13 protein-coding genes are annotated in these 21,359 nt (G+C 57.5%); 4 read left to right on the top strand and 9 right to left on the bottom strand.

Annotation, left to right across the window (positions count from 1 at the left end):
- Nucleotides 1–65 precede the first annotated feature (65 nt).
- Nucleotides 66–4,358 (top strand): membrane-targeted effector domain-containing toxin, encoded by a 4,293-nt coding sequence (locus tag GHN86_RS16070; protein ID WP_153386924.1) that lies wholly within the window; start codon nt 66–68, stop codon nt 4,356–4,358.
- A 160-nt stretch (nt 4,359–4,518) separates the two neighbouring features.
- The gene (locus GHN86_RS16065) at nt 4,519–6,633 is read left to right on the top strand and encodes a TonB-dependent receptor family protein (protein ID WP_153380819.1); all 2,115 of its coding nucleotides are present in this window, start codon (nt 4,519–4,521) and stop codon (nt 6,631–6,633) included.
- A 28-nt stretch (nt 6,634–6,661) separates the two neighbouring features.
- Here the strand turns inward: GHN86_RS16065 and GHN86_RS16060 are convergent, their stop codons facing one another.
- From GHN86_RS16060 to glnE, 9 genes are all read right to left on the bottom strand, one after another.
- A complete protein-coding gene (locus GHN86_RS16060; protein WP_153380821.1) occupies nt 6,662–8,101 on the bottom strand; it encodes a lipopolysaccharide kinase InaA family protein in 1,440 nt (479 codons plus the stop codon).
- Nucleotides 8,101–8,853, bottom strand: coding sequence for a lipopolysaccharide kinase InaA family protein (locus GHN86_RS16055; protein ID WP_153380823.1), 753 nt, complete (start codon nt 8,851–8,853; stop codon nt 8,101–8,103). The genes GHN86_RS16060 and GHN86_RS16055 overlap by 1 nt, the downstream gene beginning before the upstream one ends.
- Entirely contained in the window at nt 8,850–9,584 is a 735-nt protein-coding gene (locus GHN86_RS16050) for a lipopolysaccharide kinase InaA family protein (RefSeq protein ID WP_153380825.1), read from the bottom strand. The genes GHN86_RS16055 and GHN86_RS16050 overlap by 4 nt, the downstream gene beginning before the upstream one ends.
- Nucleotides 9,584–10,390, bottom strand: a complete 807-nt coding sequence (gene rfaP / locus GHN86_RS16045) for a lipopolysaccharide core heptose(I) kinase RfaP (RefSeq protein WP_153380827.1) — start codon at nt 10,388–10,390, stop codon at nt 9,584–9,586. Before rfaP ends, GHN86_RS16050 begins: the two co-directional genes overlap by 1 nt.
- Nucleotides 10,390–11,511: a glycosyltransferase family 4 protein gene (locus GHN86_RS16040; RefSeq protein ID WP_153380830.1), complete on the bottom strand. Its 1,122-nt coding sequence runs from the start codon at nt 11,509–11,511 to the stop codon at nt 10,390–10,392. Before GHN86_RS16040 ends, rfaP begins: the two co-directional genes overlap by 1 nt.
- Nucleotides 11,511–12,572 carry a lipopolysaccharide heptosyltransferase I gene (gene waaC / locus GHN86_RS16035; protein ID WP_323369438.1) on the bottom strand — a complete coding sequence of 354 codons (1,062 nt, stop codon included), beginning with the start codon at nt 12,570–12,572 and terminating at the stop codon, nt 11,511–11,513. Before waaC ends, GHN86_RS16040 begins: the two co-directional genes overlap by 1 nt.
- Nucleotides 12,572–13,606, bottom strand: a complete 1,035-nt coding sequence (gene waaF / locus GHN86_RS16030; RefSeq protein WP_153386922.1) for a lipopolysaccharide heptosyltransferase II — start codon at nt 13,604–13,606, stop codon at nt 12,572–12,574. The genes waaC and waaF overlap by 1 nt, the downstream gene beginning before the upstream one ends.
- Nucleotides 13,607–13,664: 58 nt before the next feature.
- Complete coding sequence (locus GHN86_RS16025; RefSeq protein ID WP_122785134.1) at nt 13,665–14,588, bottom strand: branched-chain amino acid transaminase; 924 nt, start codon at nt 14,586–14,588, stop codon at nt 13,665–13,667.
- Nucleotides 14,589–14,706: 118 nt separating this feature from the next.
- Nucleotides 14,707–17,649, bottom strand: coding sequence for a bifunctional [glutamate--ammonia ligase]-adenylyl-L-tyrosine phosphorylase/[glutamate--ammonia-ligase] adenylyltransferase (gene glnE, locus GHN86_RS16020; protein ID WP_153386920.1), 2,943 nt, complete (start codon nt 17,647–17,649; stop codon nt 14,707–14,709).
- 385 nt (nt 17,650–18,034) lie between these two features.
- On the opposite strand from glnE, the gene aceE reads away from it, so the two are divergent.
- Both aceE and GHN86_RS16010 read left to right on the top strand, forming a co-directional pair.
- The gene (gene aceE, locus GHN86_RS16015; RefSeq protein ID WP_153380836.1) at nt 18,035–20,680 is read left to right on the top strand and encodes a pyruvate dehydrogenase (acetyl-transferring), homodimeric type; all 2,646 of its coding nucleotides are present in this window, start codon (nt 18,035–18,037) and stop codon (nt 20,678–20,680) included.
- An 11-nt stretch (nt 20,681–20,691) separates the two neighbouring features.
- Nucleotides 20,692–21,359 (top strand): biotin/lipoyl-containing protein (locus tag GHN86_RS16010; protein WP_323369982.1); only part of this gene is annotated, 668 nt, incomplete at its 3' end.

Genomic DNA, 21,359 nt, shown 5'->3' with positions numbered 1-21,359 from the left:
TGCATGAGTGCTTTGAGATTTCCTGTGAATACACCGACGTTCGCGTCAGCTGACAGGAAAAACACATGTCTAACGCCCTGGATTTTCTCAACGTGGCTGAGCCCAAATTGCGCTCTCTCATTAACGCGCTTCCCAACCTGGACACATCCCTGGACCACCGTTTACGGATGTTTTTTGCCCAGTTACCTGAAGACATTTGCACAGATTTTCTCTACATCAATGAAGAGGCCCAACCAGAACCCGGCCAGTCTCCAACCATCGTCAGCCAAAAGCTCACAGCCTTGATCGACCAGTGCTTTGTGACAGGTCAGATCCCGACCTTTGTGCAAGGCGCAACTCGCGTTTATAACTACGCCTACACACTGGAGGATGAAGATCTGGCCGCGGCCATCAGCGCACCCGAGCTAGAAAAATACCTTGAGTTTGCCACCCGCTCGCCTGAGCGTTGTGTACGGGACGCCCTGAGCGACTTCTGGAAAACACCCCATCAAGATTTCAACGCACTGACACCCAAGGAGTGGCTATCGCGGTTCGCCGTGAATCTGATTCTCTGCGAAGCCCGCTTACGTCATGCAGACGGCACATTCAGCGCCAACGGCCTGGAGCTTGTCGAGCATGTGTTTGCCACGCCCGTCGCACCGGATCCACCCTTACAACCCGGAAGTTATGGCTGCTACACAATGGTTCTAAATGGCCACCCTGTGCAGAGGCCGACCTTCTTGCACGGTGCCTTTGTAATCACCACTAAACATCTGCCTACCGTGTCTGCCGAGTTCCACGACGAGCTCATCATCAAGGACGCCACGCCACGCTCGGTGGTGCTTTACACCCCAAATGTCGGCTTGGAAACATTCGATTCAATCGCCGCCCTCTCACAGGAGTTAGGCGCCAGAATCAAAGACCCTTACCAGCGCGAGTTATTGTTCGATTGCCTGTTAACAGAGGACCGCGCCCGCGCTCTGGTTCACGAGCACGTCGACTACAGCCCCGTCGAGGACGAAAGGGTTGCCACGTTCTACAGCACCCAACTGATCGAAAAACAACAGCGCGATCTGCGTCATGCGTGGTCGATCGCGCGCACACACAAATACGACACCACCCTTGATCAATTGTCCGAATACGTGGATCTGTTTCTGAACTCAAGCCTGCCCCTCAAACCTGCCAATATTTTAAACAACCGTTACACCCGACTACTCGAAAGCCAACTACCTGGCTGGTTAAGAAACGCACCTGACGAACAAAAAACCCAGTGGCGATTGGCTGTCGAACGCTTGAACCACGAGCGATTAGCGTCTGTGACACCCGACGCTCAGCCCCTTGGCGAAATCGGTCAAAAACACACACTGCTGGGCTACGCCCGCATTCAGCTCCAACAACAGATCAAAAAAGACCACGGCATCGAGGTTAATCCCGACACCATTTACATCTCCACCACAGAAGCTGTGCGCACAGGCCCGCTGTTTAATCCGATCAGCGGTTCAGGCTTTGCCGCGGGTGTCAGTCTGGACAAAACCGGGCCGGTGATCAGCTACCAAACAACCCGTCGCAGCCTGAGTGAGCTGGCCTTGGCCAACGTCGGCATCTGGGATGTGACCTTTACCCTGACCGCTCAGGTCAAGGACAGCACGGGCAGGACGCATCCCATCTTGGCCTCCCAGTACGTCAAAACACTGGTCCGCCAATTGGATATCGGCGAAAGCTACAAAAGAAATCTGAACAACCTGTTGATCAACTCAGCGCAGGCCCATTGGCGCAAAGAGCGCTATGTTGCCGTCAAAAAAGCCCAGCTACACCTGGACCTGCTGGAAGCAACGCTGTCCGGCACCTTAAACGCCGAGCAAACAGAATGGGTCAAGACCGCACTGGCCCACCCCGTTGAAAGCACGCGCCCACGGATCAACGGCGAACAGGTCAAGGCCCATCTTCTGATGATGCGTTACAAGCCATTGCCTGGCGTTCTGGTTTTCAGTTCGACGGCCTCAAGGGAGCTGTTGTGTTACACCCCCGACGCCCCGGATAAACGCTGGTTTCTGGTTGCCAATACACGCAATGAGTTGGGTCAGAAGCTGTCACATCCCCATTGGCGGGCCTACGTAATGCGCCGCGTGACATTGGCTCAACAGGCCTATATCAAACCGTTGCTGGAACAAGGCTTGACCGACAGCAACCTGCAACTTCAGGGCATCGGCCATAACTTGTTTGAAGCCTCCTACGATACAGAAGCCTTGCACGCCATCCACGATGCCGACGAGCAATCGACTTCCACCTGGGAAAGCAATCTCAATACCGCTAAAGACACCGCCCTGACGGTGATCGATATCGTATCGTTCGTGCTGCCGACGCGAGTGCTACTCCCCATCGTCCTGTCACGTTTTATTTATCAGATACTCCAAGGCATCGACGCCCTGCAACGTGACGAAAAACACGAAGCATTGCTGCATTTTATGGAGTCCATCACACACCTCACCGACGGCGCCTCGGACTTCACCGGGTCGGCGATTTTCAGCAAGTCCATACGCCAGCGTATCCGTCAGCCCAGAGCCACGTTAAGCCTGGGCGCTGCCAGCACGCGCCCGGCTACGGGGCTCCAACTGCGTACGGGCGATGAATTTGGCGTCGGAGTGTTTGAACAGGCGCCTTCAGGCAGCCGCCCGGCCGCCTATTACACCAAGGACACGCGAGGCAATCTCTACCGCAGTCAGTACGATAATCTGGATGAACTGTGGCGTGCGCTGGATGCGCGCAACCCTAACGCGACGTACAGCATCCCCTTGCGGGAACTCTCGGCCGGGCTATGGGATGTAGACCCGACAACACCGCTGCTGAAACAAAAACTCAGTGTTCAACGGGTGATAGAAAGCGCGCAGGTTCGCGACCTTGATCTAAGCCGCAGCCCCCCTGATGAACAAGGCCTGTATCGCGTCAACAACAAGCTGTATATCCAGCAAAACGACGTGATCCTGGAGGTCTATAGGGGTTGGCTGGGCCGTAACTTTTACTTGCAGCGACCAACAGGTTCGAGCAGTGGCATTAGCGCCCAATACAAAGTTCGGCGCACGGCAGGACAATGGGAAATCAAACATAAACTTGCTGACGGCGCCAAGCGCTGGGAACCTTTATCGCTGGATCGTGCAAGTCCTTCAGTCGACTTACCCGCGATCAAATACAGCGATTACGACATCCCCGATGAATACAAGGAAACACTTCACGGCATCATCAGAGATCACACAAACCTATTCATAGGGGACAGAGACTTTGTAGATTTGACCTCGCAACTCAGTATTGCTCATCGCGCGTTCAAAAAAATGAGAGTCAAGCTGCTCGCCGATGCAAAAACTTTCTTCGTATCAAAACCGGCAAAACCACAGGTGACACGGCCGCAACTGGCCAGCAATACTTCTGCCCCAGACCTCTTTAAAAGCCTCCACGAACATTCCCCAGGGATCATTCTAGGGGAAGCTCACGCCCACCAATCAGGCAAAAAACTCCTGATTGACAACATGGCTGAACTTGCCAAAAGCGACGTCAAAGTCATTTATCTGGAGCACCTTCAAACGGATATGCACCAGAGCCTGCTGGATGACTTTTTCAAGACCGGAAAAATATCTCTGAGGCTGGATGAGTTTCTGACAAATCAGGATTTAGGCCACGGTATTGACCCATCAAGTCGCTACAACTTCAGCCAACTGGTGCGTCAGGCTCGCCGGCACGGCATAGAAGTCAAAGCCCTTGATTGTGCGGCCAGTTATCACGAAAGAGGCACGCTAAGTGAAACCCCTTGGCTCAATCGCGGTGAAATGTTCAGTTACTTCGCATCGCAGATTATCCGTGCCGACCAAACGCGGACCGGTGGCCATAAATGGATTGCCTTAACCGGCAACACCCATGCCAATACGTTTCAAGGTATTCCCGGATTGGCAGAACTTGAAGGCGCTATTGGCCTTCGCGTTTCGGATTCAGTTCCAGGCACCAGCCAAGGCTTGCGTCAGGCCCTGGGTGAAGTCGTTCCACCCAATCTCCCGGGGCGCGACTACCACTTTTTAAAGAATGACTACTGGCTAGAGGTTGATATACCCGGCACAAAACCTCGCCCTCGAGCACTTACCCTCGCGCAAATCAATGACAGGCTTAAAGCCCCTGGTTACTTCCGACTCGACAATGACTCAGCCGCCGGACCGCAATTGACTCATCGCGCCAGCAACCACGAAATTATTCACACTCCCGTGCACACAGACGCCGATGGCCTGATTTTCATCGAGCGTGCAAGCTGGCCGACTATTCACCAGAAACGCTACGGCGCACTGAAGCAGTTGATCCGTGACTTGCAGAACACCAACAGCATGATTCAAGTGCAATAACCGTTCAGCTCGCTGCTCGTTAACCAAGGACGACACCAAGTCGTCCTTGTCGTTTAGTTTTGCTGGATATCCCCCCGTCAGCCGCTAAACTGCGCGCCCTCTGCTAGCCTGATACCCGTCGCCCGGACGGGTCGCTTCACACGGAATCCTGAAACCGCCCATGAAATGTTTTGTACCTGTTCGCCTCGCCCTGCTGCTGCCCGGCTTCTGCCTGACGACCCTCAGTGTTGCCGAGCCGCTGGAACTCGACCCTAGCGTCATTACCGGCTCACGCAGCGCCAGCCCAAGCTTTGATGTGCCGTACTCGGTCGACAGCATCAATCAGGAGCAGATTCAGGACGGCCAGCTCGGCATCAATGCGTCCGAGGTACTGTCCCGCGTACCAGGACTGGTGGTGCAGAACCGACAGAACTACGCACAGGACTTACAAATTTCATCCCGTGGCTTTGGCGCCCGTTCGGCATTTGGTGTGCGCGGTATCAAATTGATTGCCGACGGTATTCCCGCCAGTACGCCGGACGGTCAGGGGCAAGCAGCCACATTTAACCTCGACACCGCTGAGCGCATTGAAGTACTGCGCGGCCCGGCGGCGACTTTATACGGCAGCAACGCGGGTGGCGTGATCCAAATGTTCTCGCGTGACGGCGAAGGTCCGCCGCGTATTGGCGCCGAAACCCTGGTGGGCAGCGACGGCATGAGCAAAAACCACCTGACGGCTGAAGGTGCGGTTGATGACGTGGGCTTTGTACTCGACGCTTCGCGTATGGACACCGATGGTTACCGCGAGCACAGCGCCGCGCGCCGCGACCAGACCTTTGCCAAGCTCAACCTCAAGCCCGACGAAGACAGCAAACTGGCACTGATTTACAGCAGCCTTGAGCAGAACGGTACCCAAGATCCGCTGGGGCAAAGTTGGGAAGCGTATAAGGCCGACCCTCGCTCGGTGACGCCCAACGCGCTGATCTACAACACCCGCAAAAGCATCGACCACCAACAACTGGGCATGAACTACGAACGCTACATCGGTGACGCGACCTTGCAGGTCAATGCGTATACCGGCACGCGGAGTGTGATTCAGTATTTGGCGATACCCAAGTACATAGGTAACACCACAACATTAAACCCGGCCAACGAACGTGGTGGAGGTGTTGTGCAGTTCGACCGTAAATTCTACGGGGCCAATGTACATTGGATTCAACCTATAACAAGTGCACCGGGAGATCTGACAATTATCAGCGGCCTAGACTTCGATCAAAGCCGAGATAATCGACACGGTTATCAAAACTACAATGGTGAGCAATTTGGCGTGAAAGGCGAGATGCGCCGCGACGAAGTAGACACGGCTCGTAGTCTTGACCCGTTCGTACAAGCCAATTGGGCCATCGATAACTGGACAGTTCAAACAGGCTTGCGTTACAGCACGATGGAAATGGATGTCGATGATCACTTTTTGAGCAACGGCGACGCCAGCGGCACCAAGCGCTACGAAAAAGCCACGCCTTCCATCAGTGTGATGTACGCCTTTACCCCTGAATTACATGGGTATGTTAGTGCAGGAAAAGGCTTCGAAACCCCGACACAGGCAGAACTTGCTTATGCGCCGGGCGGGCAGGAAGGTTTTAACTTCGGTCTAAAACCTTCTGAAAGCACTCAGTACGAAGTTGGCCTTAAAGCACAACTTAATAACACTCGCATTAATGCCGCTGTTTTCCAGATCACCACAGAGGATGAATTAGTTGTTGCAGGTTCCGAAGGCGGAAGAACTAGCTATCAAAACGCTGGCCGCACGCTGCGTCGTGGCTTTGAACTGGGTATCGAAAGCCAACTGAGCGAGCACTGGACAACAACTTTGGCCTATACCCGTCTTCAAGCAACTTATGACAGCGACTTCGTAAGTGGCACCGGGACCAACAGAAAGGAAGTAGACAAAGGCAACTACCTGCCCGGCGTACCGCAAACCACCTTGTTCGCTGAAGTGAACTGGAAGCCCACTGACTGGTTGAGCACCGCATTCGAGGGCATGTACCGCAGCAAGGTGTACGTTGAAGACACCAACACGAAAAAAGCGGCCCCGGCCTACACCGTCTTCAACTGGCGCGCACAATTTGAACAGAAGGTTGAACACTGGACCTTCCACCAGACCCTGCGTCTGGACAACTTGCTGGATCGCCAATACGTGGGGTCGGTGATTGTCGGCGACAGCAATAATCGCTATTACGAGGCGGCACCGGGCCGTTCTTGGTATGCGGGCGCCGGGGCGCAGTACAGCTTTTAAGCGCCCCTGCCCCAAGATGCCTTGTGCCTCACATCCCTTTGGGCAAGCGCTGATCAATCACCTGATACAGGGCACTGCCCACCGGCCAGTTGCGCATAAAGCGCGCTCGGTCGCGGGCGTAGGCCTTGGCGAAGCTGCTCAAGGATGAGTGCTGGCACATCGAGTCCAGATCTATCAGCGCCCAGCGGCCGTTGTCCCAAAACACGTTGTGACCTTTAAGGTCGCCATGGCTGATGCGTTCGCGAATCAGGTCAGCAAACAACTGATCCAGCGCTTGCAACTCGGACTCAGGGGCATCACCGCGCTCTTGATAAGGCGCAAAACGCTCGATGATGTCCGGGCCCGGCAGGTATTCAGTGACGAGAAACGCCTTGCAGCGCAGCCATAAAAAGCGTGTTTCCAGCAGCGCCAGCGGTTTGGGCGTGGCGATGCCGAGGAAGGCCAGACGATTGCCTTCACGCCACGAATGCCAGGCCCGGCTCGGCCGCCAACAGCGGTTCAGCCAATGGGCAAAACCTTTGATGTTGTAGCGTTTCACCACCAGCGGGCGCCCCGCGACCTCAACCTTGCCCACGGTTGCTGTACCGCCGGTTTTGTACAGATGACTGTTGCCCAGCAAGGTATCGGCATTGGCCAGTACCGGCAGCATTGCGGCCTCTTCCTCGCGACGCACAGCACGCAAGACGAACGGCCCGCTCTGCACACTGAACAGGGTGCAATCGCGTCCGGTTTTGTTCAGAAAATCGTTCAACCGCCAGGCGCGGACTTTGTCGACCTGTTTAAGCAGGGCTTCAAGTGGCAACGCGTTTTCGCCGTTGCTCAGTAGGTAATGCACCAGCAACTCTTCAGTGAACGGTTCAAGGGATTTAGGCAGTTGCGCAAAAAACACCCCGAGGTTTTCCAGCACTTTGTCACGAGACAGCGGTTTACCCGGCTGCTCAGCACAAATACCCGCACCATCGATCAGGTACAACTGACCGTTGTGACGCAGCAGGTTGTCCAGATGTAAATCTTCCTGCCATAGGCCCTTGAGGTGCATCTGGCCAATCGCCGCCAGGGCTTGCCCCAGCACCGCTTGCTGTTCATCCGCCAGCACCGGCAAATCCTGCACCGCCTTCCAGGCTTCATCGAGGCTTTGCGCGCCGTCCAGAAACTCGAACAACAGCCAGCCGCCCTCGCCGTCCAACAAGCCGTCAGCCAGCAATTTGGGGGTGGTCAGACCTTGCTCGGCCAGCAGTCGCACACCCGCCAGTTCACGCACGAACTCACGCGCTGCTTTGCTGCCGACCATCAACTTGGCCAGCACCGTACGCCCGCGCCACACGCCCGCACCCACATACCGCTGACCCGGCAGCACGCGCAGCAAGGTCAGCATTTGCAACTGCGCAGGCCCGGCAGCGTCTGCCAGTTCAATGCTCAGCGGCAAGCCGGGCGAACGCCCGGCGTGTTGCAGTTCGGATAAGCGCATCAGCGAGTTTCCTTATGAGTGCGACGACCGTTCAAACGCTCTAGCCAGGCGCTCACCAGAGCGCTGTCGTGGGGTTGATCGAGATAGGCGGCCAGCAAGGCGCGCACCTCGGTCTCGCTCCATACATGGGCGCGGCGCAATAACGGTTCGAGGTCTTTGACACGATCGCGCTGACCCAGCAGCAAAGGTCGGGTTTTCTCCAGATCGATCAATTGCGCGCGGTAGGCGTCGCCGTCAGCCTGCAAGAAAATATGCTTGGGATAGAAACACCCGTGAACCTGACGCAACGCGTGCAGCTGACGCGCCAGTTGGCCGCAGGCCAACACAATGGCCTGCTGCTGTTGCTCGGTCAGTTGCGGCCATTGGGCCAGCAATGAATCAAGGTCGTTCCAGCCATCCAGCGCACGGGTCATCAGAATCGCCCGTCGCTCGCCCGGCACTTTGCGCTCGCCAAAAAACGCGGCTTCGAGTGCTGGGATGCCTAACTGCTGATAACGCTGAATATTGCGAAACTCGCGGGCAAAACTCGGCTCGCCCAACGGGCTGTGCAACGTGCGCGTCAGGTAATTGCTCTGACGTTTGAGGTAGAAACCCTGACCTTCGCAATCCAGACGAAAAACACGGCTCCAGCCGCCGCCACTGGTGTTGGGCTCGTCCACCGCATCGAGTTGCAGGTTCCACAGCGCATCAAAATCAGCCAGCCCATTGCGTTCCAGCAGGGCGCGGTCGGCGTCTGCGACAAAATCAGTCATTCCCGGCCCTCAAAAAAACGCACGATATGGCGGACCCGTTCCTTGTCTGCGGCGTTGAGCGTCGAGCGCCCGGTGTATTGGAAATAAAAGCGTAAACGCTGAGTGTAAGACAGGTGGTATTTAGCCACTTTGTCCAAACACGCCAGGTCTTTGGTAATGCGGTACTTGAGCCAGAAGCCGCGCCAGAAATCGCCATTCGGGCAGTCGATCAGGTACAGCTTTGGCTGCTCGTCGATCAGCAAGTTGCGCCACTTCAAGTCGTTATGAGTGAAGCGGTGGTCATGCATGGTCTTGGTGCAATGTGCTAATTGACGACTGACGCAATCGACCCATGCGCGATCCTTGAGCAACGGATCGTGAGTATCGGCCAAGTCTGACAAGTCGCGGGTGTTGGGTAATTCACGCGTGATCATGGCGCCACGAGCGTAGGCAAAGCCGCTGCGCTCAAGGCCCCACGCCACCACTTCAGCCGTGGGAATCCCCCACTTGGCGAAGCGCTTGAGGTTCTGCCACTCCGACTTCACCCGTGGGCGTCCCACGTAGCGGCGCAAGCCTTTGCCTGCGCCGGTGTAGCGTTTGACGTAGTAATTGACCCCGCCACGCTCGACACGAATCACTTCAGACAACGGATCCCGGGTCAGGTGCTCGCCTTGCAAGGCAAACACGGCATCCAGACTGCCAAAGTCCGCCGCCAGCGCGCTGTATGCCGGGTCAAGGTTCCAACCTGCCATTACAGTGCATCTCCGTGACGCAGTTTGCGGGCGTAGAGTTTGCTCGCCTTGCCTTCCAGCCATTTCAGCAAGTTGGCTTCATCACGCAGGATCTGGCGCAGCGGCTGCTGGAAATAACCGCGCAGAAAACGCAGCTTGTCGCGCTGCGTCAGGCCAATGTCCAGTGCCGAGAAATACAACGCAGCCAAGTCCTTGTTACGCCAGCGGTTGCTGATCACCCGGTGAATTTGCGCACGGTGCAGGTCAATGATGGACAGGCGCAGCGTGTTGGCGGTCACCGGCTTATCGGTGTGCAGCAGGAAATGACAGATGTAACAGTCGCGATGGTTCACACCGGCGCGGTGCATCATGCCGGTCATGCGTGCCACTTCGGCGATCAGCGCGCGCTTGAGCTGGGGCTGCGGTGGTTGCTTGACCCAGTTGAGGGTGAAGTCTTCCAGGCTGATCGTCGGTGCCAGCTCTTCAGTGACGATGAACGAATGCTGAGTCGCCGGGTTGTTGCCTTTTTCGCCATACGCGACGGCGGTCATGGTCGGCACGCCGACTTCAGTCAGGCGCTGGATGGCCCGCCACTCCTGACCGGCCCCCAGCACGGGCAACTTGGCCGACAGCAGGTTCTTAAACACTTCGCCCCAGCCAATGCCACGGTGGATTTTTACAAAATAACCACGCCCGTCGACTTCGGTCCGCAAGGTCCGACGCCCTTCCAGTTCGCGGTACACCTCGCCCTCCAGACGCTCGACTTCGGTGAACGCGTCGCGTCCGGCCCACAAGCTTTTGAACGGTTCGGCAAGTATCAGTTTCATCAGTGTTGCTCCGCCAGAATCACATCCGCAGCATGCTGCGGCATGCTATAGAGGTCGGCCGTCTGCGCGTAGGCCAGGCCATTACGGCTCCAGGCTGCGCGCGCAGCATCATCGGACAACATGTGGGTCAAATAATCGTTGAGTTGCGACTGCTCGAACGGTTCGTCCAGTACACGCCCCGCGTCAGCATCGGCGATGTAATGGGCATAGCCACACACCGCGCTGACCAAGACCGGCAAGCCTGCCACCAACGCTTCAAGCAGCACGGTGCCGGTGTTTTCGTTGTAGGCCGGATGAATCAACAGGTCAGCACCCAACAGGAAGCGCGGAATATCGCTGCGTCCCTTGAGAAACTGCACATGCTCGCCCAGCCCCAGCGTCGCGCTTTGCAGTTGGAAAACCTTGGGGTCGTCCTGACCAATCACAAATAAACGCGTACGTTTTTTCAGCTCGGCTGGCAACGCGGCCAGCGCTTTAAGGCTACGGTCGACACCCTTGGTCTTGAACCCCGAACCGATCTGCACCAACAGTAAATCGTCGTCCGCCAGCTTGAATTCGCGACGGAATTCAGCACGAATCTCGGCCGCATTCGGCGGCGCACGGCGGTCCAGCGCAATCCCCGGCGGCAGCAAGTGAAAGCGTTCCAGCGGGGTGTGGTAATGCTTGATAAACAGCGGCTGCTGGACTTCGGAAATCATCAGGATTTCAGTCTTCGCGTCCTTGTCGAACACCGCCCGCTCGTACTCGGCAAAGTGCTTGTAGCGCTTGAAGAAGCGGTAAAACGAATGACGCAGGTTCTGCGCCTTGTCTTCAAAGCAGCCATCGGCGGCGTAGTAGACGTCCAGCCCCGGCATTTTATTGAAGCCAATCAGGCGATCGACCGGACGCTTGGCCAGATCGGCCTGCATCCAGGCGAGCATTTTCTCGTTGCGAGTGTGGTTATGGAACGCCTTGACCGGCGCCACCAGCACTTCAAAACCGGGCGGAATGTCGCCTTCCCAAATCATCGTGTACACACGGATTTGATGGCCACGCTGCTGGCATTCCAGCGCGATGCGCATGAAGTCGCGTTGCAGCCCGCCAAACGGGAAATATTTGTACAGCACAAAAGCCAGTTGCATCAGCGCAGTTCCTCAGCCAGTAACAACGTGCTTAATCGACTCGCGACACGCTCAGGGTTCAAACGGGTGAAGCACAAAGGCCACTCGTTTTTCAGATCAAACCGCTGCTGATCCTGTGCAGTCGGCGTGTAGGTGCATTTCTTTTGCAGGCACGGCGCACACGGAAAATCGCTGGCCAAATGGATTTGCGCCTTGCCATAGGCACCCGTCAAACCGGGATTGGTCGGGCCAAACAGGGAGATGGTCGGCACATCCAGTGCCGCCGCCAAATGCCCCAACCCGGTATCGACCGCCACACACGCGCTGGCGCTGGCCAGCACCTTGGCCACGCCTGCCAGGTTCAACTTGGGCAACACCACGGCGTTAGGCAGGCCGTTGGCGATGCGCTCGGCGCGGGCTTTTTCTACTGGGTTGCCCCAAGGCAAACGTACTTCTACCCCCAAGTGCCCCATGCGAACGGCCAAATCACGCCAATACACTTCGGGCCAATGCTTGGTGTCCCACGTAGTGCCGTGCAGAAACAATACGTAGGGTTTCTTGCGCGGTAATTCAATCAAGCGTTCAACATCGAGGCCGTAATCACCCAGCCCTTTGGGCAGGTCGTAACCCAGCGCAACGGCAAATAACTGACGCAAGCGCTCGACCGCGTGCTGCCCACGAGCCACGGCCAAACGGCGCTGATAAAAGCGACTGGCCAAGGGTTCGCGGGCCGAGTTTTTATCCAGCCCGGCCACCGGCGCGTTGACGTAACGGGTCAGCCAGGCGCTTTTGACCAGGCCTTGAGCGTCGATCACCAAATCGTATTTTTCGGCGCGCAGGTTCTGTTTGAAGCGCTTCCACTCGCCGCTTTTGAGGGTTTGCCAGATATTTTTGCGCCAGCGACGAATGGCCACCGGAATCACTTTACCCACCGCCGGGTGCCAGGTCGGAATCTCGGCAAAGCCCTCTTCCACGACCCAGTCAAAGGTAATGCCCGGAATCGCCCGCGCCGCATCGGTCAACGCCGGCAGCGCATGAATCACGTCCCCAAGGGACGAGGTTTTTACCAACAGAACGCGCACTATTGAACCTCTACCGGCGACGCCTGCACGCGCTGCAAGGCTTCTATCACTGGCTGCGGCATCAGCTCGCGCAAACAGTTGTAGTGGCCGAAACGGCAGGTGCGCTCAAAGCACGGGCTGCATTCGAGGCCCAGACGCACGATCTCGACTTTGTCGGCCAAGGGCGGGGTAAAGCCCGGCGAGGTCGAACCATAGACCGCCACCAGCGGGCGATTGAGCGCTGCGGTCACGTGCATCAAGCCTGAATCGTTGGACACTACAGCGTCCGCGCACGACAGCAGATCAATGGCCTCGGCCAGCGAGGTGTCACCGCTCAGGTTCACCGACTCTTCACGCAGGCCGGGAATCAGCCGGGCGCGGATGTCTTCACCCACGGCGTGATCGTTTTTCGAACCAAACAGCCACACTTGCCAGCCTTCACGAATTTTCTCTTCGGCCACTTTGGCGTAGTGCTCGGACGGCCAGCGCTTGGACTCGCCAAACTCGGCACCGGGGCACAGCGCCAGCACTGGGCGATCCAGTGTCAGCCCAAACTTGGCCAAGGCGGCGGTGCGACTCTGCGGGTCAATTTGCAAGGCCGGGCGCGGATACGGCCGGGGCAGGTCTGCACCCGGCTCATAGGCCAGCGCCATAAAGCGCTCGATCATCAGCGGGTAACGCGTTTTATCGAGTGTGCGCACGTCATTGAGCAGGCCGTAGCGGAATTCGCCGCGCCAGCCGGTGCGCTTGGGTATCCCGGCGAAAAACGGCACAAGGGCCGATTTCAGCGAGTTAGGCAGCAGGATGGCTTGATCGTACTGGCCCTTGAGGGACTTGCCGATCTTGCGCCGCGTGGCCAGTTCCAGCGCGCCGTGGCCGAGCGGAAAGCTCAAGGCCTGACGCACTTCAGGCATGCGCTCAAGGATGGGCCGGCTCCACTCGGGGGCCAGCACATCAATTGCACACTCTGGGTGACGCTGTTTCAGGCACTGGAACAGTGTCTGCGCCATCACCATGTCACCGACCCAGCTGGGCCCAACGATCAAAATATTCATAAGTTTCCATAAACAAGCAAGGGAGGCATTCGCCTCCCCGCTGTGATGCCATATCGCTTTATTTGACCAGTGTACGCCACTCTGGGTGGTTCGATGTTTTGCCGGTCACTAGATCAAAGTAGGCTTTTTGCAGTTTTTCGGTAATCGGGCCACGACGGCCGATACCAATTTGACGACCGTCCACTTCGCGAATCGGCGTCACTTCAGCGGCGGTGCCAGTAAAGAACGCCTCGTCGGCGATATACACCTCGTCGCGGGTAATACGTTTTTCTACAAATTTGTACCCGTGCTCGGTCGCCAGTGTGAGGATCGTGCTACGGGTGATGCCATTGAGGCAGGCTGTCACGTCCGGGGTATAGATCACGCCATCCTTGACCAAAAACACGTTCTCGCCCGACCCTTCGGCCACGAAGCCTTCCGGGTCCAGCAGCAGCGCCTCATCGGCACCCCCGGAAATCGCTTCCTGCAAGGCCAGCATCGAGTTGATGTAATGGCCGTTGGCTTTGGCGCGGGTCATGGAGATGTTCACGTGGTGGCGAGTGAAGGAGCTGGTACGCACCTTGATCCCGACTTCCAATGCTTCAGCGCCCATATAGGCACCCCAGCTCCAAGGCGCGATGATCACGTGAACCTTCAGACCGGTGGCACGCAGGCCCATGGCTTCGGATCCGTAGAACACCATCGGGCGAATGTAGGCGCTGTCGAGGTTGTTTTCACGCACCGCGAGGCGGGTCGCTTCGTTGATTTCGTCTTTGCTGAACGGGATCTTCATGCCCATGATGTGGGCCGAATCGAACAGGCGGTCAGTGTGCGCCTGCAAACGGAAAATCGCCGCGCCTTGCGGGGTTTCGTAAGCGCGCACACCTTCAAACACGCCCATGCCGTAGTGCAAGGTATGGGTCAGCACGTGGGTTGTCGCATCGCGCCACGGCACCAGCTTGCCGTCATACCAGATCACACCATCACGATCAGCCATCGACATCATTACGCTCCTCAAAGAATCCAGCACCTGCGCCACACGGCTTCAGGCAAATTGGACGGGCCTTATGGACCCGCCGGATACGTTCTTACAGCTTTAACTCTGTGTGTGAGCCAGCAAGCTAGCTCAATCCTAGCTCGGACCAAATGCGCCGGACGTGTTGACGTTCGAGCACAAATTGATCCCCCGTGACCACCCCGGCCTCCTTCTGCAAGGCTTGCCGGTGGGCGACGGCGCGAAAGGCTTTGTAAGCCTCGCGCAACAGGCTGGCATCAGCAGCGGGCATCAGCCCGGCCTGCTCCAGCCCTTCCAGAATGCGAATGTTGTCGGTGTAGCGCAGTAACGCCGGGTGCTCCCTGGACCACGCCAGGGCCGCGTATTGCACCATAAATTCAATATCGACGATACCTCCGGCGTCTTGCTTGAGATCGAAGGGCACCGTGGGCTGGAAGGCATTTTGCGCCGTGCCGGCAGACGTAATGCGGGTGCCCAGGTTGTCACGCATTTTGGCGCGCATCTCGCTGACTTCCTGACGCAGCGTCGGCAGATCGCGTTCACGTCCCAATACATGGGCACGGACCTTCTCGAACGCGGCACCGACCTGTTTGCACCCTACCAATACACGCGCCCGCACCAACGCCTGATGCTCCCAGGTCCAGGCTTCGTTCTCCTGATAACGTTCAAAGGCGCCCAGGGAACTGACCAACAAGCCGGAGGCACCTGACGGACGCAAGCGCATGTCCACTTCATACAACTGACCGGAGTTGGTTTGCGCGGTCAGTAGATGAATGATTCGCTGACCCAGACGCGTGAAGAACTGCGCCCCGTCGATGGGCTTGGCACCATCGGTTTCGGCATTGGGATCACCGTCATGAATAAACACCAGATCCAGATCCGAGCCATGCCCCAATTCGATCCCGCCGACCTTGCCGTAGCCGACAATAATAAAGCCGGGGTCGCACAGGCTGCCGTCGCTGCGCAGCGGCGTGCCGTACTTGGCCACTGTCTGGCGCCAGGCCAGTGCCAGTACTTGCTCCAGAATGGCTTCGGCCAGCCAGGTCAGGTAATCGCTGACTTTCATTAAGGGCAGGCTGCCGGCGATTTCCGAGGCGGCCACCCGCAGACGGTGGGCCAGCTTGAAGTTGCGCAGCGCTTCCATTTGCTGCTCAAGGTCATCTTCGGGAATGCGGGTCAAACGCTCGCGCAACTCAGCGGCCAGCTCAGGCGCCAGCGGCGGCTTGAACAGGCGGCCTTCATTGAGCAGTTCGTCGAGCAGCAGCGGGAAACGGGTAATCTGCTCGGCAATCCACGGGCTGGCGGCGCACAGGGTCAGCAAACGGCGCAGTGCATCGGGGTTTTCGGTCAGCAACACTAAATAAGCAGAACGACGCGCCACCTTTTCAACCAGCGGTAATACGCGCTCCAGCACCAGATCGGGGTTGGCGTGCTCCACCGCCTGGGCCAGCAAACGCGGAATAAACGCATCCAGACGCTCGCGACCCAAGCGCTGCATGGCGCGCAATTGCGGACTGGCACGCAGGCTGGCGAGTTGTTTCAAGGCCTTGGGCGCATCTGCAAATCCGGCTTCTTCCAGCTGGGCACACGCGGCGGCATCATCCTGAGCCTCTTCCCACAATGGCAACCACTCTCCTCCGACGATCAACTCACCTTCATCGATGTCTTCGTCTTCATCCGGGTCGGCAATCACCTGACGGAAATGCCAGTCGATTCGCCCGCGCCATGCCATCAACTGTTCGTGGAAGGCGGTCCAACTGTCGAAGCCCATCATGAAGGCGATACGCGCCTGATCCAGCTCGGAGTCGGGCAGCATCTGGGTTTGCCGGTCGGCAATCGCCTGTATCGCGTGCTCGGTGTAACGCAAGAACTCGTAGCCTTCACGTAACTCGTCCACCACGGCGGCGGGCAAATAGCCCTGCCCTTCGAGGATTTTCAGCACTTTAAGCAGCGGGCGCTGTTGCAGGCTGAGGTCGCGCCCGCCGTGAATCAGCTGAAATGCCTGAGCAATAAACTCGACTTCACGAATCCCGCCCGCCCCCAGCTTGATGTTATCGGCCATGCCCTTGCGCCGTACTTCCTGCTGAATCAGCTGTTTCATGGTGCGCAACGCTTCGATGGCGGAGAAATCGAGGTAGCGCCGATAAACGAAGGGCCGCAGCAAGTCGAGCAACTGCGCGCCCATCACCTGATCACCTGCCACTACACGGGCCTTGATCATGGCGTACCGCTCCCAGTCACGCCCTTGGTCCTGGTAGTACTGTTCCAGCGCGTTAAAGCTCAACACCAACGCACCGGATGAGCCATACGGGCGCAAGCGCATGTCCACGCGAAAGACAAAACCGTCGACCGTCATCGGGTCCAGTGCTTTGATCAGACGCTGACCCAGGCGGATAAAAAATTCCTGATTATCCAGCGGGCGCTTGGCACCCACCGTTTCACCGCCCTCGGGATAAGCAAAAATCAGGTCGATGTCCGACGACAGGTTCAGCTCTACCGCCCCCAGTTTGCCCATGCCCAAAATCACCATCTGCTGCGGCTCGCCACTGCGGTTCCCCATAGGCGTACCGAATTGCTGGCAATGGCGCTGATACAACCAACGGTAGGCCTGATCGATAGAAGCATCCGCCATGTCGGAAAGATCGCGGCAGGTTTCAATCAAATCGGCCTGACGGGTGAGGTCACGCCAGATAATCCGGATTTGCTGGCGGGTACGCTGACGGCGCAGCTCACGGCCCAGTTCATCATCTGTGACGGCTTGCTCAACAGCCGCGCCAATCTGCCCGCACAGTTCACCGGGGGCAAAACGGCGATCCAGCTCACCGCTGTTCACCAGCGCCAGAAACATCGCCGGGTCACGTAATACGTGCTCACTAAAAAAATCACTGGCCGCACTGACCCGATGAAAGTCAGACCAACGCTGCGACGACCAGTCATCCAGCCCGTGCCCGTCCACAAGGTCAGCGACCGCCGTTCGCCATGCGTGCTCTGCACGGCTGGCGAACGGCGACAAAAGGCTGGGAATGGGGACTAGCGAGGGAAGGCTCATGGTCTATCCTTGATCGGCGACAGGGTTGCCGGGTACGGTGACAGGAAGAAACAGCGGTTAAACCCGACTGTCCAACAAAGGTTGTAAATAGCTTAATTTTGATTTTTATTGGCAGCAAAAATCTACGCCAAAGGCTTTCAAGTCAATATCTCACCAACATTAACGATTTTTCCCACAACGCAACAGACCGCCAGCAGAGCACTTCGTGTAGTTTTACTACTGACCTGCACACTCGAAAGGCTGAAATGGCCGACGATTTGTAGTAAAACTACACAACGCCGGAAAACAACCTTTCGGCGATCCAAGAATTTATGTCGTCTGCCCACAAGGCCAGTCGCAAACTCAGGCAACCGATTCTGGAAGCCTTTCCGCCCTGGAGCAAGCCATGCAAGACCTCGATCCCGTCGAAACCCAGGAATGGCTGGACGCCCTGGAATCGGTTCTCGACAAAGAAGGCGAAGAACGCGCTCATTACCTGATGACCCGTATGGGTGAGCTCGCTACCCGCACCGGTTCGCAACTGCCGTACGCCATCACCACGCCATACCGCAACACGATCCCCGTTACCCACGAAGCACGCATGCCTGGCGACCTGTTCATGGAACGCCGCATTCGCTCGCTGGTACGTTGGAACGCGATGGCGATGGTTATGCGCACGAACCTGAAAGATTCTGACCTGGGCGGTCACATCTCCAGCTTCGCTTCCAGCGCAACCTTGTATGACATCGGCTTCAACTACTTCTTCCAGGCCCCGACCGAAGAACACGGCGGTGACCTGATCTACTTCCAGGGCCACACCTCTCCAGGCGTTTACGCCCGTGCGTTCATGGAAGGCCGTATCACCGAAGACCAGATGAACAACTTCCGTCAGGAAGTCGACGGTCACGGTTTGTCGTCTTACCCGCACCCTTGGCTGATGCCTGATTTCTGGCAGTTCCCGACCGTGTCGATGGGCCTTGGCCCGATCCAGGCGATCTACCAGGCTCGCTTCATGAAGTACCTGGAAGCGCGCGGTTACATTCCAGCCGGCAAGCAAAAAGTCTGGTGTTTCCTGGGCGACGGCGAGTGCGACGAGCCGGAATCCCTGGGTGCCATCTCCTTGGCAGGCCGCGAAAACCTCGACAACCTGATCTTCGTCATCAACTGCAACCTGCAGCGCCTTGACGGCCCGGTTCGCGGCAACGGCAAGATCATCCAGGAACTCGAAGGTGTGTTCCGCGGTGCTCAGTGGAACGTGACCAAAGTCATCTGGGGCCGTTTCTGGGACCCTCTGCTGGCCAAAGACGTCGACGGCATCCTGCAACGTCGCATGGACGAAGTCATCGACGGCGAGTACCAGAACTACAAGGCCAAAGATGGCGCATTCGTGCGTGAACACTTTTTCAACACGCCAGAACTCAAGGCGATGGTTGCGGACCTGTCCGACGACGAAATCTGGAAACTCAACCGTGGCGGCCACGACCCGTACAAGGTCTACGCGGCGTACCACGAAGCGGTCAATCACAAAGACCAGCCAACCGTCATTCTGGCCAAGACCATCAAAGGTTATGGCACCGGCGCCGGCGAAGCGAAAAACACTGCGCACAACACCAAGAAGGTTGATGTTGAAAGCCTGAAGCTGTTCCGCGACCGCTTCGACATTCCGGTCAAAGACGACGAAATCGAAAACCTGCCGTTCTTCAAACCAGAAGAAGGCAGCGCTGAAGCGCGCTACTTGATGGAGCGTCGTACAGCACTGGGCGGTTTCGTGCCTCAGCGTCGCGCCAAGAGCCTGAGCATTCCGACCCCGCCACTGGACACCCTCAAGGCCATCCTTGACGGTTCAGGCGACCGCGAAATTTCCACCACCATGGCATTTGTGCGCATCCTGGCACAGCTGGTGAAGGACAAGGACATCGGCCAACGCATCGTTCCGATCATCCCGGACGAAGCCCGTACCTTCGGTATGGAAGGCATGTTCCGTCAGTTGGGCATCTACTCGTCCGTTGGCCAGCTCTACGAGCCAGTCGATAAAGACCAGGTGATGTTCTACAAGGAAGACAAAAAAGGTCAGATTCTCGAAGAAGGCATCAACGAAGCAGGCGCCATGAGCTCCTTCATCGCGGCCGGTACTTCGTACTCCAACCACAACCAGCCGATGCTGCCGTTCTACATCTTCTACTCGATGTTCGGCTTCCAGCGTATTGGTGACCTGGCCTGGGCCGCTGGCGACAGCCGTACCCGTGGCTTCCTGATCGGCGGCACCGCCGGGCGTACAACGCTCAACGGTGAAGGCCTGCAACACGAAGACGGTCACAGCCACATCCTGGCCGCCACCATCCCGAACTGCCGCACCTTCGATCCGACCTACGGCTATGAGCTGGCGGTGATCATTCAGGACGGCATGAAGAAGATGACCGAAGAGCAACAGGACGTCTTCTATTACATCACCGTGATGAACGAGTCTTACCAGCAGCCAGCCATGCCGGCCGGTGTTGAAGAAGGCATCGTCAAAGGTATGTACCTGCTTGAAGAAGACACCAAGGAAGCGGCGCACCACGTGCAGCTGATGGGCTCCGGCACCATCCTGCGTGAAGTACGTGAAGCGGCCATCATCCTGCGTGAACAATTCAACATCGGCGCTGACGTATGGAGCGTGACCAGCTTCAACGAACTGCGCCGTGACGGCCTGGCCGTTGAGCGTCACAACCGCCTGCACCCTGGCCAGAAGCCTCAGCTGAGCTACGTTGAAGAGTGCCTGACAGGCCGTAAAGGTCCAGTCATCGCCTCTACCGACTACATGAAACTGTTCGCTGAACAGATTCGCCAGTGGGTACCGGTCAAGGAATTCAAAGTGCTGGGCACTGACGGTTTCGGCCGCAGCGATAGCCGCAAAAAACTGCGTCACTTCTTCGAAGTAGACCGTCACTTCGTGGTGTTGGCAGCCCTGGAAGCACTGGCTGACCGTGGCGACATCGAACCTAAGGTGGTTGCGGAAGCCATCGTCAAGTTCGGTATCAACCCGGAAAAACGCAACCCACTGGACTGCTGAGGAGAATATTTGTGAGCGAACTCATTCGAGTACCTGACATCGGCAGCGGTGACGGTGAAGTCATCGAACTGTTTGTAAAAGTTGGCGATCGCGTCGAAGCGGATCAGAGCATTCTGACGCTCGAATCGGACAAGGCGAGCATGGAAATCCCTGCTCCCAAGGCCGGCATCGTCAAAAGCCTGAAAGTAAAGCTGGGCGACCGTTTGAAAGAAGGCGACGAATTGCTGGAGCTGGAAGCCGAAGGTGCTGCTGCAGCGCCTGAAGCTGCAGCCCCTGCTGCTGCCCCTGCGGCCGCTGCTGAAAAGCCAGCTGCCGCACCTGCCGCCGAGGCCGCAGCGGCCCCGGCTGCTGCACCTGCAAGCTCGACTGTTCAGGACATTCATGTCCCGGACATCGGTTCGTCGGGCAAAGCCAAAATCATCGAGATTCTGGTCAAGGCGGGCGACACCGTTGAAGCGGATCAATCGCTGATCACCCTCGAATCCGACAAGGCCAGCATGGAAATTCCATCGCCAGCCGCCGGTGTGGTGGAAAGCATTGCGGTGAAGCTGGATGACGAAGTCGGCACTGGCGATTTCATCCTCAAGCTGAAAGTGGCGGGCGCTGCGGCGCCTGCGGCACCGGCCCAGGCTGCGCCAGCACCTGCTGCCAAAGCTGAAGCGCCAGCCGCTGCTGCACC

This window comes from Pseudomonas helleri, from assembly GCF_009600315.1.
GTDB classification, from domain to species: domain Bacteria; phylum Pseudomonadota; class Gammaproteobacteria; order Pseudomonadales; family Pseudomonadaceae; genus Aquipseudomonas; species Aquipseudomonas helleri_A.
The sequence above is the reverse complement of the archived record's forward strand: the minus strand, read 5'-3'. Positions and strand labels throughout refer to the sequence as shown.